The sequence below is a fragment of the uncultured Succinivibrio sp. genome, from assembly GCF_902756765.1.
In the GTDB taxonomy this organism is placed as follows: Bacteria; Pseudomonadota; Gammaproteobacteria; order Enterobacterales; family Succinivibrionaceae; genus Succinivibrio.
In genome coordinates this window covers 41,752-54,997 of sequence record NZ_CACVSS010000008.1, presented here as the reverse complement: position 1 = coordinate 54,997, position 13,246 = coordinate 41,752, and the positions used below count along the sequence as shown (strand labels likewise).

Annotated in this window: 12 protein-coding genes and 1 pseudogene; 2 read left to right on the top strand and 11 right to left on the bottom strand. The window is 41.6% G+C overall.

What is annotated here, in order from left to right; genetic code table 11:
• The 8 genes and pseudogenes from QZU45_RS02405 to rluB all read right to left on the bottom strand — a co-directional run.
• A partial coding sequence (locus QZU45_RS02405) for an RNA-guided endonuclease TnpB family protein (protein ID WP_295351130.1) occupies nt 1-615 on the bottom strand: 615 nt, incomplete at its 3' end.
• Between the two features lie 13 nt (nt 616-628).
• Nucleotides 629-953, bottom strand: a pseudogene (gene tnpA, locus QZU45_RS02400) (IS200/IS605 family transposase).
• Between the two features lie 265 nt (nt 954-1,218).
• A complete protein-coding gene (gene rbfA / locus QZU45_RS02395; RefSeq protein WP_074839517.1) occupies nt 1,219-1,581 on the bottom strand; it encodes a 30S ribosome-binding factor RbfA in 363 nt (120 codons plus the stop codon).
• Between the two features lie 8 nt (nt 1,582-1,589).
• Nucleotides 1,590-4,148 carry a translation initiation factor IF-2 gene (gene infB / locus QZU45_RS02390; protein WP_295351127.1) on the bottom strand — a complete coding sequence of 853 codons (2,559 nt, stop codon included), beginning with the start codon at nt 4,146-4,148 and terminating at the stop codon, nt 1,590-1,592.
• Between the two features lie 20 nt (nt 4,149-4,168).
• Nucleotides 4,169-5,656, bottom strand: a complete 1,488-nt coding sequence (gene nusA, locus QZU45_RS02385; RefSeq protein WP_074839511.1) for a transcription termination factor NusA — start codon at nt 5,654-5,656, stop codon at nt 4,169-4,171.
• Nucleotides 5,657-5,674: 18 nt separating this feature from the next.
• The gene (gene rimP, locus QZU45_RS02380; protein ID WP_074839508.1) at nt 5,675-6,175 is read right to left on the bottom strand and encodes a ribosome maturation factor RimP; all 501 of its coding nucleotides are present in this window, start codon (nt 6,173-6,175) and stop codon (nt 5,675-5,677) included.
• Nucleotides 6,176-6,359: 184 nt separating this feature from the next.
• Nucleotides 6,360-8,006, bottom strand: coding sequence for a transporter associated domain-containing protein (locus QZU45_RS02375; protein ID WP_295351122.1), 1,647 nt, complete (start codon nt 8,004-8,006; stop codon nt 6,360-6,362).
• A gap of 180 nt (nt 8,007-8,186) precedes the next feature.
• A complete protein-coding gene (rluB, locus tag QZU45_RS02370; RefSeq protein ID WP_295351119.1) occupies nt 8,187-9,380 on the bottom strand; it encodes a 23S rRNA pseudouridine(2605) synthase RluB in 1,194 nt (397 codons plus the stop codon).
• Between the two features lie 126 nt (nt 9,381-9,506).
• Between rluB and QZU45_RS02365 the strand changes: the two genes are divergently transcribed.
• Nucleotides 9,507-9,824, top strand: a complete 318-nt coding sequence (locus tag QZU45_RS02365; protein WP_295351116.1) for a cell division protein ZapA — start codon at nt 9,507-9,509, stop codon at nt 9,822-9,824.
• Nucleotides 9,802-10,407, top strand: a complete 606-nt coding sequence (locus QZU45_RS02360; RefSeq protein WP_295351113.1) for a 5-formyltetrahydrofolate cyclo-ligase — start codon at nt 9,802-9,804, stop codon at nt 10,405-10,407. Before QZU45_RS02365 ends, QZU45_RS02360 begins: the two co-directional genes overlap by 23 nt.
• A 45-nt stretch (nt 10,408-10,452) precedes the next feature.
• Here the strand turns inward: QZU45_RS02360 and secG are convergent, their stop codons facing one another.
• The 3 genes from secG to QZU45_RS02345 form a co-directional block, all read right to left on the bottom strand.
• A complete protein-coding gene (gene secG, locus QZU45_RS02355) occupies nt 10,453-10,857 on the bottom strand; it encodes a preprotein translocase subunit SecG (protein WP_295351133.1) in 405 nt (134 codons plus the stop codon).
• A 79-nt stretch (nt 10,858-10,936) separates the two neighbouring features.
• Nucleotides 10,937-12,280 (bottom strand): phosphoglucosamine mutase, encoded by a 1,344-nt coding sequence (gene glmM / locus QZU45_RS02350; RefSeq protein ID WP_074839496.1) that lies wholly within the window; start codon nt 12,278-12,280, stop codon nt 10,937-10,939.
• 27 nt (nt 12,281-12,307) lie between these two features.
• Nucleotides 12,308-13,165, bottom strand: coding sequence for a dihydropteroate synthase (locus QZU45_RS02345; protein WP_294997866.1), 858 nt, complete (start codon nt 13,163-13,165; stop codon nt 12,308-12,310).
• Nucleotides 13,166-13,246: the final 81 nt, after the last annotated feature.

Here is a 13,246-nt window from a genome sequence, read left to right as displayed (position 1 = left end):
TTGCTCCGATTTTCTATAGAAGCGTTCATACTCCCCTTTATTACCTTCGCTATCCACATACAAATCTTTCATGGAGTAATCCATGCCAAGAAAGCTTTTTGGCTCTTTATTTGTTATTTCCTCTTCATATTCAAACAGAATACTGGCGTAGAATTTACCACTTCCTTTCTGACTTACGGTTACAGCTTTAAGAATGTATCCTTCAGGAACCTCTCGATGCTGTTTTACTCTTACTAAGCCTGCTTTTGGAAGTTTAAGCTTTCCGTTCTTAAGCTCAATATTATTATTTACAATATTGGTCGTATAGGAACGTCTTGAATTTTTCTTTGATTTGAAATTTGGAAATCCAAACTTTGGATTCTGAAAAAAATTGCTGAACTCAAGATGGAATTGAGCATTTGCCAAAGCAAGACTGTCAACTTCTTTGAAGTATGGGAATTTCTTCTTATATTGCGCGGGTGTGTTCTTGAGCATTTTCTTGGTTTGCTTGTAATGCTCAATCTTGTCTGCAAGCATTTTATTGTATATGGAGCGTGCACAGCCGAAAGTCTTTACAAAAAGCTCTTTCTGCTTGTCAGTTGGATAGATTCTGAAAAAATAAGCTGTGTACTGCATTCGAATAATAACTTTATTTTTGACCCTGGGACTGAATGTATTCCTTCACTATTTCAAGTGGTGCTCCTCCGGTTGTCAGAAGACAGAAACTCTGACTCCAGAACTGCTCTTTCCATAATTTCTCTCTGATTGAAGGATACTCTTTTTTCAGTAGTCTGCTGCTGGCACTCTTATATGCGTTTATAAATTTACTGATTGCTGTTTTGGGGTGTGCTCTGAACAAAATATGAACATGATCCTCATATTGTGTCGTCAAATACTTTTCTTCTGTATTTTACAACCAGAATCAAATGATAATTCAGCAGAAAGACTGAATGAGCATTACTATCAAATTCCATTGAACAATACCTTATGCACAATATATCGACTGATCATATTTTACTATAATTCAATTTTAGTTACAGCCACTATTGTGAAGCAATTCATCCCGCAGCCTATAGAGGCAGGGGAATTCTTGCTTGATAAAGTTAAAAGAAGGTAAATCCAGGGAAAAAAAACATACCGCATTAAGACGGAATTGACATAAAAAATCCCAAGAGAATTTACTTCTATTGGGATTTTGTGCATTCAGAAATTAAAATGCTTTTATATTTGATTGTAATCCTACTCTTTATGCAGACCTTTTCTAATCAGAGCATCAATTTTCATTGATTCAGTGACCAGAGAGTCATATCTCAAATCAAGCTGAGGCATATATCTTAGATTCAATCTTGCTGCAAGCTGTGAGCGAAGGAATCCCTTGGCACTCTTAAGACCAGTCATTGCAGACTTGATTTCTTCCTCATCATCAGTGAGGAAAGAAATATATACACGAGCATTTCTAAGATCCGGTGAAACATCCACCTCTGTAATAGTGGCATTCTTCACACGCGGATCTTTGAGTTCATTCTGCAGTACATCAGCTAACTCGCGTCTTACTGCAGCAGCAACTCTTTCATTTCTTCCGTAACTTTTCTTTGCTGGCATATTATCCTTTAATCAAGGGTACGTGCAACTTCAACCTTCTCGAATACCTCGATACGATCGCCTACACGAACATCCTGATAGTTCTTAACACAGATACCGCACTCGGTGTTCTGCTTAACCTCTGATACGTCATCCTTAAAGCGACGTAATGAGTCAAGCTCACCTTCGAAGATAACAGTATTATCACGTAATACGCGGATTGGAGCTGAACGCTTAACCATACCTTCAACAACCATACATCCTGCAATTGCACCGTACTTAGGATGACGGAAGACATCACGAACTTCTGCGTAACCGATAAAGTTCTCACGAACTTCTTTCTTAAGCAGACCAGACATTGCCTTCTTAACATCATCAATCAAGTCGTAAATAACACTGTAGTAATGTAAATCAACAGATTCAGTATCAATTACCTGTCTTGCAGGACCGTCGGCACGAACATTGAAACCGATGATAACTGCACTATCTGCAGCTGCAAGAGTTGCATCGTTAGCGGTAATACCACCAACACCTGAACCGATAATCTTAACCTGAACTTCTTCATTGCCAAGTTTCAGCAGAGCATCAGAAATAGCTTCTACAGAACCCTGAGTATCAGCCTTCAGAACAACCTTAAGCTCTGATGCATTGCTCTCCTTGAACATAGAGGCAAGCTGTGCACTCTTCTGCTTAGCAATCTTAAGCTCACGGAACTTACCCTGACGGAACAGAGCAACTTCACGTGCCTTCTTTTCGTCAGAAACAGCGGTAACCTCATCACCAGCTGAAGGAACTCCGGACAGACCGAAAACCTCAACAGGAATTGAAGGACCAGCCTCAGTCAGCTCCTGTCCCTTTTCATTACGCATTGCACGTACTCTACCGTACTGAAGACCACACAGGATGGTATCACCCTTGTGCAGAGTACCGGAACGAACCAGAACGGTGGCAACAGGACCACGGCCCTTATCCAGACGAGACTCAATGGTAACACCTTCAGCCATGCCGTCATGAACAGCCTTAAGCTCTAAAACTTCAGCCTGAAGGGTAATAGCCTCTAACAGCTCATCCACACCCATACCAGTTTTTGCGGATACTTCTACGAACTGGTTTTCACCACCCATAGACTCTGGGATAACTGAATGCTGCATCAGCTCATTGATAACACGCTGAGGATCTGCACCTGGCTTATCCATCTTGTTGATAGCAACAATCATAGGCACCTTAGCGGCCTGAGCGTGCTGGATAGCTTCAAGAGTCTGAGGCATTACACCGTCATCTGCTGCAACAACCAGAACCACAATATCGGTACACTGAGCACCACGGGCACGCATTGCAGTAAATGCAGCGTGACCTGGGGTATCCAGGAAGGTAATACCGTTGTTTCTTGTTTCAACATGATAAGCACCGATACGCTGAGTAATACCGCCGGCCTCACCTACTGCAACCTTAGACTTACGAATGTAGTCAAGCAATGAGGTCTTACCGTGATCAACGTGACCCATAATGGTTACAACAGGAGCTCTCATGGTAGCCTCAGAAATAGAACCGCCTCTCTCTCTTAGGAGCTGCTCTTCAATCTCATTCTCCTTACGAAGAATTACCTTATGGCCCATTTCTTCAGCAACAACCTGAGCGGTTGACTGATCTAAAACCTGGTTGATGGTTACCATTTCGCCTAACTTCATCAGGCACTTGATAACTTCGGTAGCCTTAACTGCCATCTTTGCAGCTAAATCTGCAACAGTGATGGTCTCGCCGATTTCAACATCTCTTGAAACAGGTGCTGCAGGACGGTTAAAGCCGTGCTGCTGCTGGTTAAGCTTTGCAGCGCCCTTAACGCCCTTAGCTGCCTTACCGCCTTTCTGTCTGCGGTTATTCTGCTGTTCAGCTTCTTCAAAACGTTTATTGCTTCCGCGTCTGTCAGTACCGCTTCTGTCTCTGTGACGGCCACGGTTCTCAGCTTCACGTTCCTGTCTTGCCTCAGCCTCACGTACATACTGTGAAGTTAATGAATCATCATCGTCATCATCACTTGCACGTGCTGCTTCCTCTGCAGCCCAGCGAGCTTCATTTTCTTCAGCAAGCTTGCGAGCCTGTTCAGCCAGACGCTTAGCCTCTTCTTCAGACTTACGCTTCTGCTGCTCTTCCTGAGCCTTACGTAGCTCAGCAGTAGCCTTATCCTCTTCCTTCTCTTTGTGAGGAACTGGAGCTAACTTAGGTTTAACAGCAGCTTTAGGAGCTACCTTAACCTCAGTCTTTGGAGTAGCTTTTACTTCAGTCTTTGCTGCCTGCTGTTTCTCAGCAGCGGCCTTTTCTGCTGCAGCCTTGTCAGCAGCAGCCTTTTCAGCGGCCTCTTTAGCCTTACGCTCCTGCTCTTCTTTTGCAGCTTTCTCTTCGGCAGCTTTCTTTTCTAAAGCCTCAGCCTCTAGCTGAGCCTTTCTTGCCTTAGGATCAACAATAATCTTTTTCTTTCTTACTTCGACCTGAACTTTCTTAGTTCCCTGCATAGCAGCATTGGAACTAGAAGACTTCTTTAAAGACATGCGTTTTGGTGCTGCGCCTGTCTGTTCTTTTTCTTCACTCATCTAAAGCCTTCCCTTAAATCTTATTTTGCTGAATCTTTGAACCAGAACTCATTTCTAGCTGCCATAATAATCTCGCCAGCTTTCTTCTCGTCCAGTCCTTCTATGTCAGTTAAATCGTCTGTAGCCTGTTCAGCTAGATCCTCACCGGTCTTGATACCATGAGCTACCAGCTTACCGGCAAGCTCCTCATCAATTCCTTCTAGAGCAGACAACTGCTTGATGCCTTCGGCATTTTCAGCATTCTCTTTTGATTCCAAAGCTTCTCTTGCAACATTCTGTAACTCTGAAGCTGTTTCCTCGTCCATTCCATCAATCTCAAGAAGTTCTGATGGATCAACATAGGCAACTTCTTCCAGGTTAGTGAAGCCTGCGTCTGCAAGAGCTCTTGCAAACTCGTCATCAACATTCAGAGTCTCGGTGAAGTTCTTTACAATCTTGCCGACTTCTTCCTGAAGATTTGACTCAAGCTCGTTCTCGGTCATAACCTTTAAATCCCAGCCTAGAAGCTGAGAAGCCAATCTTACATTCTGACCATTTCTACCGATTGCCAGAGCCAGATTCTGCTCTTCAACAGCAATACAGATACTGTGGTCTTCCTCGTTGATGATGATTCTTGAAACCTCAGCTGGCTCCATGGTATTGGTTACATACTGTGCCAGATTCTCATCATATAAAACAACATCAATCTTTTCGCCAGAAAGCTCGTTTGATACAGCGGTAACACGAGCACCTCTCATGCCGATACATGCGCCTCTTGGATCGATACGCTTATCCTTTGAGCGAACAGAAATCTTTGCACGAGAACCAGGATCACGAGCAACGCCCATAATCTCAATTACATCCTCTCCAATCTCAGGAACTTCAATTCTGAACAGTTCCTTTAAGAACTCAGGAGAGGTTCTTGAACAGATAATCTGTGGACCGCGATTAGCCTCTGACTTGATTTCCTGAAGAAGGACCTTTACACGGTCTCCTCTACCATATGTCTCATGAGGAATAATCTGATCTCTTCTCAAAACAGCTTCAGCATTGTTGCCAAGATCCAGAACCATGATGTCATGAGTCTGTTTCTTAACAGTTGCGTTAACAATCTTGCCAACTCTTTCTCTCTGTTCAGCAACAACCTGCTCTCTTTCAGCATCTTTAACTTTCTGAGATAGAACCTGCTTTGCAGTCTGGATAGTAATACGGTCAAAAGCAACAGACTCAATCTGCTCCTCAACAATGTCACCTGCCTTGATACCAGGATGATCAATGGCAGCAGCCTGAAGAGAAATTTCCTGAGCAGGCTTCTCTAGAGGACCGTCGGTATCAACTACAACCCATCTGCGGAAGGTATCATAAGAACCTTCTTTTCTATCAATAGAAACTCTAACCAGAATTTCCACCTGATACTTTTTCTTTGTTGCAGTAGCTAAAGCAATCTCTAAAGCTTCAAAGATTTTATCTCTTGGAATAGCGCGTTCATTTGACAGCGCCTCTGCAATGGCAATAATCTCTTTACCCATTTTCTATCTAAGACCTCGTTATGATGCGCTTCTAGGAGCTTTCTTGTTGTTCTGTGGGAATTCAGGAACGACTCTGGCTGTAGAGATATTTGAGAATGCAACCTCAATCTCGCCTGAAACCTTATCGTTAATCTTGAGCATGCCATCATCTGAAACATTCTCTAAGATGCCCTGAAGTTTATGTCTACCTTGAGTTGGCATACGCAGCTCGGCTTTAACAGTCTTTCCAACATATGCCCTGGTTTGTTCAAGTGTGAACAGGATTCTGTCAAGACCAGGTGAAGAAACTTCAAGTGTATACTTAGGTGCAATCAAATCTGCAGCATCTAAGGCTGGAGATAAAACATCCATGATTTCTCCACACTTATCTGCGCTTACACCTTCTTCTGAATCAATGAACACCTGTAAAACCGCATGATCGTTTCCGCCTCGGTATCTGATTCCCCAGACTTTAACATCCATGGATTCAACCAGTGGTGTTACAAGTTCAGTAACTTTTTCTTCAATGGTTCCTGCCATTAGTACCTCTTAAATTCCATAAAAAAAGGACCGCTATCTAGGGTCCCTTTCTTTTGAGTTCCTCTATATCAAATATATACACTAAGGTATATATAGGTTCAAGCTCACACTTGAACAGACTTGAAACTGTAAATTTCAAGCACGTATATTTATAGCAGAACAATGTAAAAAAATCAAGTTTTAATCATTCTTGAGTTTTAATTTCAGTTTCCTCTGACTCACCATCTTTTGGCTTGTTGCGGGTAAGTTTTAAAACATTGATACTAGTTAGGTCTGCACTTGAAACCTCAATAGTCCATCCATCAACCTCAAGTTTTTCTCCCTGCTTAGGGACTCTCTGGAAGCGATCAAGAACATACCCTGCAATTGTCTGATAATGCTCATTGGCACTAATGGCAAGTCCGGTTTCTCTTTCAAGGTCAGATAAAATAGTATCACCATCAACTCGATAGGCACTTTCTGACTCATCATAAGGAAGAATTTCAGGAGTCTCAGTTCTGCTTGGCATTTCACCGGTAATCTCCTCAAGAATATCCTGTAGAGTAACCACACCTTCAAAGACACCAAACTCATCAAAAACAAAACCGAAATACTTCTTGTTTTTCTTAAACTGCTCTAATGCCTTGAGAATACTGATTGTTTCTGGCAGATGAATAGGCTGAACAACCTGTCGCTCAATATCTCCAACAGCGGTGTTTCCCTGTAGCATCTGCCCTAAAAGATTGGCTCTGACGATAAAGCCTAAAGGCTGATCTTTAAAGCCATTCTTATAGGCAATAAGGCGACTGCGAGTACACTGCATTGCCTTTTTTATGACCGAGGTGGTAGATCCGTCAATCTTAATCATCTGCAGATCAGGTCTTGCTGTCATAACAGCCTTCACCGGCAGAGTTGATAGCTGAAGCACTCTGGAAACCATCTCCTGTTCCTGAGAGTTGAATATATCTTCCTCTGGAGCAGAAATAATCGCATCCTTTAGGGTTGGCATATCATCAGGACGGGAACCTAACAGTCTTAACACTATTGTTGCTGCTGTCTGTCTTGCTGTATTGTTCTTTTTCAGCTGTAGCAGATTCTTTCTTGAGATCTGATTGAATGATTCAATAAGAATGGAAAAGCCCATCGCTGAATACAGATAGCCTTTGCTTACATAGATATGGAAAGCTTCAAGAATAAGACTGAAGGCAATCAGTAACAGAAAGCCTAAACACAGAATAACCAACGTAGGATGCTTGGTTACAAACTCGGAGATTGCACCAGAAGCCCAGATTAAAAGAACTGAAGCAATGGTTACCGAAATAATCATTATATATCCATGATTAGTCATACCGATAGCTGTAACAATAGCATCAGCAGAAAACAGCACATCCAGAATAATAATCTGAGATACCACCACTGCAAAGGACTGAACCACGGCCTTGTTTACTGTCATTGCCTCTTCAACATCCGTTGCTTCAAGTTTACCGTGCAACTCCTGTGTAGCCTTGTAAATAAGAAATAGTCCACCGGCGAGCATCATAAGATCACGGCTTGTACACTCAAAATCATAGATGGTGAATAACGGTTTTGATATGGCAACAATATATGCCGCCGACAGCATAAGAATAATTCTTATAACAAGGGCTCCGCCTAGACCAAGATATCTTGCCTGCTTAGCCTGTTTGGCAGGAAGTTTTGCAGACAGAATTGCAATAAACAGCAGATTATCAATACCCAGAACAGTCTGAATTACTGTCAGAGTCAGAAGACCAACCCAGGCGGTAGGATCTAAAAGCCAGGCTATATCGAATTGTAAGGTAGGTCCTGCTATAGAACTTGCTAGCTCTTCCATACTACAGGACTCCTTTACCTGAAAGAATTAAAACAAAAAATAATCTTGAATTATTAAAACAGGTCGGGTCAGGGTTCATTTTAAGTAAAATATCACTCCTAAAAAAATGGCTCTCACTTTAGATTTTAGGAAAAAAATTAAAAGCAGAGCCGTACATTAATCATACATTCGTAAAGCAGATTATTTTTTTCTGCCAAAACTACTCTTTACAGTTCCTCTGCTCTTTACTGCAGAGAACTTGCTAATTTTTCTTCCAGAACTGTTCTGTTCATCGCGACGAGCAGAGTAGCTAGAACGGGAAATAATCTTTGATTCATGGCGGCTTCTGCTTTCACCTGAGGAAGATGACTTTCTGCCTTTATCTGCTGAAGTTTTTCCATATGGACTCTTCCCGCTCTTTGAATAAGGTCTGCTGTTATCAGAGACCTTCTTTGAATAAGGAGTCTTGCGGCTTTCAGCGTTCTTCTCATATTTTCTAGAGGATGACTTCTGTTCAGAGGCTCTTCCTGCTCTTGGTGTCGCTGTTCTTGGCTTTCTGCCATCTGAAGACTTGGCTGAACCTGAAGAGGCAGCTTTCTTACCCTTGTTTGACTGAGCTACATTAAGATCCATTGAAGGAGCTAATTCCTCAATAGGCTCAAGATGAACAGTCTTTCTTAACTTGTTAATTTCAGATAAGGTCAGTTCTCTGAACTGTCCTGTCTTGATATTAGGATCAAGGCTTACACCTGCATATTTGATTCTGATTAGGCGGCTAACCTTAAGACCAACAGCTTCCCATAAACGTCTAACCTCACGCTTACGACCTTCCTTTAGAGTAACATGATACCAGGAATTACGGCCTTCACCCCCCTGATACATGATCTTGCTGAATCTTGCGACACCATCTTCTAAGGTAACCCCCTGAAGAAGATCAGATATCTGTTTTTCCGAGACTTCACCGTAAATACGAGCTGCATATACACGCTCCACCTCATACTTAGGATGCATAAGGGCATTTGCAAGCTCACCGTCGGTGGTAAACAGCAGAAGTCCGGAAGTATTGATATCCAGACGTCCGATATAAATCCATCTTCCCGATGGAGGCTGAGGTATATGGTCAAATACGGTAGGTCTATTTTCAGGATCAGATAATGTTGTCAGCTCACCTTCTGGTTTGTGATACATTAGCACACGGCATTCAACCTTATTTGATGAAGGTGACAGTACAACCTTATTATCGATTTTTACTGTAATTTCGTTTGCTTCAAAACGATCACCGATTGAGGCAATCTTACCATCAACGGAAACACGGCCCTCATCAATCATCTGTTCTAGGGCTCTACGTGAAGCGATTCCAGCACGGGATAATATTTTCTGTAACTTCTCAGTCATATAACTCTCAAGCCATATAAATGGCGATAAATAAAATTTACGTAAAGGCGTATTTTAACATTTTGAGAGAGATTCTATCGAAATAAAAAAAAAATTAATCTAAAATTACTCAAAAAAGGAGATATGATGCCAGATAACGATAAAGACAATTGTGTCTCATGTTCCATTCTTGGTGAGAATTTTAATCTACGCTGCTCACCTGATAAAAAGCCTATTCTTGAAGTATCGGTAAAAAAGCTTCAAAATAAAATTTCTAAAATGCTTAGAGATAATCCTGGTATTTCCCCTTTTCAGGCAGCAATTCTTACAGCTCTTGATTCCGAAAGCAATCTTTTGGAATTCTTAGAGTCTGACACTCCTTTTATAAATCAGGCAACCAGAAAAATATTAAAAATGAAAGCAGAATTAAAGAAGACTGAAAATGGCAGAATACAGAGGCAATAAAGAATTCAGAAAAAAAATCCGTCAGGATATTCTTAAGCAGAGACGAGTTATTCCTGTTGAAGATTCATTTCAGGCGGGACTCAATATCGTGAAAGTTCTTAGAGGACATGAGTTCTTCAGCAGCAAAAAGATTGTTGCCTCTTATATCAGCACTGGAGGAGAGATCTCTACCGCCCCACTGAATGACTATCTTCTAGACGCTCATGATCTGATCCTTCCATACATCAATATCAATGTAAAAGGCAGTATGGATTTTTATTCCTTTAAAAAGGGAGATCCTCTAATAGAGAATAGATTTCATATTCTCGAACCAGAAAATAAACAGGAAAATCTTATCCGACCAGATTTAATTGATGCAATCGTTGTACCGCTTGTCGCCTTTGATAAAAGAGGAAACAGAATGGGAATGGGTGGAGGCTTTTACGACAGAATGCTGAAAAAAGTATCAGCCGAGTGTCTTTTAATTGGTGTCGCCTATGACTTTCAGCTTATAGAAAATGTTCCAACAGAAAGCTGGGATATGCCTTTAGATGAAGTAATAACACCTACCACTCACTTTATATTCAACAAAAAGTGGCCATAAAAAATGGCCCGAAGGCCATTTTCTAAAATCAAATCAGATTTAATATTATTTCTTATCTGAAACTACAGGAGCATCTGTCTTAGATGCATTGTCCTCTGTCTTAACTGCAGGTGCATCAGTCTCAACAACAGGAGCATCGGTAGTAACAGCAGGAGCTGACTCAACAACTTCAGCTGCAGGAGCCTCCCCGATGTTTGAGAAGTTTGAAGTCTCTTCATGCTGAGCCTTCTGTAAATATCCTAAAGCTAAGCAAACACCAAAGAACAGAACAATTAAAAACCAGGTAGAACGGGTTAGGAAGTTACCTGAACCAACAGATCCGAAAACTGTATTTGAAGCACCAGCACCGAAAGAAGCACCCATTCCAGCGCCCTTACCCTGCTGAACTAAAATCAATGAAATCATCGCAATTGCGATTAAAAGTAGTAAAACGATTAAAACTTGATACAACATAATAATAACGCACCCTATTTTGCGTACATTTAGACTGCAAAATGATACAAGTTTATTAAAACAAATTCAAGAACTTTTAATTGTCAGACTGACGAATGATTACATCGGCAATTCTCTGGGCCTTTGATCGAACATCATCTCGGTCCTCACCTTCAACCATCACTCTAACCAAAGGTTCTGTTCCTGATTTTCTCAGAAGAACTCGACCGGTGGAACCTAATTCCTGTTCAACAGCCTTAACTTCCTTCATAACCAGTTCATCTGAGGTTACATCAATTCCTGCGGTCAGACGAACATTAATCAGCTCCTGAGGGAACATTACAAGTCCTTCTGATAGCTCCTCAATATCTTTCTGAGCATACATACATGCCTTTAAGACCTGAAGAGCGGATACGATACCGTCACCGGTGGTTGCATGATGAAGCGAAATGATATGCCCGCTGTTTTCTCCGCCAAGATTCCACTTTCTCTCCAAAAGCTGTTCCATCACATAACGGTCACCAACCTTAGCTCTGCAGAACTCAATGTTCTCGCGCTTTAAGGCTAGCTCAAGTCCAAGATTTGTCATCAGAGTACCGACGACACCGCCATTCAGACGATTTCTCTTCTGAGTATCCTTGGCAATGATGTAAAGCAGGTTGTCACCGTCACGTAGAACACCGTGCTTATCGCACATCAGGACACGGTCGCCGTCACCATCAAAAGCAATACCAAGATCAGCCTTGGTAGCTAAAACCTTGGCAACCAGAGCCTGAGGATGAGTTGAACCAACATCATCATTAATGTTGATACCGTTAGGAGCATCACCTATTGTAATTACTTCAGCACCTAATTCTCTGAATACAGATGGAGCGATATGATAGGTTGCGCCGTTGGCACAGTCTAGAACGATCTTTAACCCTTCAAGACTGAACTGACTTGCGAAGGTTGACTTGCAGTACTCAATATAACGGCCCTGTGCATCTTCCTGTCGATAGGCACGACCAAAATCTGAAGCTGCAGCAAGCTCTATTGAATCCTGATCAAGATACTTTTCAATCTCAAGCTCAATTTCATCTGGAAGCTTGGTACCCTGACCTGAGAAGAATTTAATACCGTTATCAAAATAAGGATTATGGGAAGCACTGATCACTACACCAAGATCAGCTCTGAAAGCTCTGGTCAGATGAGCTACAGCAGGAGTTGGCATAGGGCCTAACATAACTGGGGACATACCACCGGCTGAAAAACCAGACTCCAAAGCCGCCTCCAGCATATAGCCAGAAAGACGGGTATCTTTACCGATAATAACCTTTCCGCCTTTCTTTTTTCCTAATACTTTACCAGCAGCAAGACCTAATTTAACAGCAAAATCAGGGGTAATAGGAAACTGACCCACACGACCTCTAACGCCGTCAGTTCCAAAATATTTTCTTTTCATTTTTAATTTTCTCTTTTAGTAATGTGATTATTTTTTACCTAAACCACGAATTGCGTCTCTGAGAGTTCTCAATCTTCTGACAATTGACTTAGATAATCGATAGGGCTTGGTTTTTGCTGACATAACCTGCCAGAAACCAATAGCAATTGCAATTTCACTTACATCAGTAGTTCTTATAATCTGCACAGCCTTGTCTGAAGCACAGAAAACCGCTGCAGTAAGAGAAAGTGTTCGATTCTCCTTTAACAGAACATCTTCTAGAGGAAGCTGACGAGGAATGCCCACACAGATTGGCAGAGCAAAACTTCTGAAAGATTCGAGTCTTCCAATAAGTCTTAGCTTTGAATTAACCGAAGCATTGATAATAGAAGGATCTATAACAATTCTTTTTCTGGCAATACCTGAATTTAACAGCGAATCAATCTTTGAATAGAAGAACTCAGATATCAGAGATACCACATCTGTATCATCATCTACTCTTTCAGAAGGTTCACAGTGAATGCACACAACAGCCTCAGACTCCTTGAAGGCCTTGATTGCCTCTTCAGAATCAAGTCCGCTTGAAGTAATAATCATAGAAACACCAAGCTTAATGGCGTTGATGATCACACTTGGATTGTCAGAGTTTACGGCAATTGGAACAGACAGTTCCTTGATTAAAGCCTCAACAACACAGCAGACTCTGGACTCATCTACATCATCAAGGTTGAAATCGGTTTTCTTTGTTCCAACCTCTAAAAGCTCGGCACCGGACCTAACAAAGGAATGAGCAAGTTCAACAATTTCTTCTATTGATCTGGAGTCCTCCGGATATAGAACAATTGTACCCATTACCTTGGTAAAACTAAGGTCTAAGCTCTTATTCTGCGGTAGTTTAAGTTTCATGCAATTCCTTATGTGGTTTTGTCAAAAAAAATCATTATCTTAGACAAACACCGCAATACATATTTAAAGGTATTACGGTGA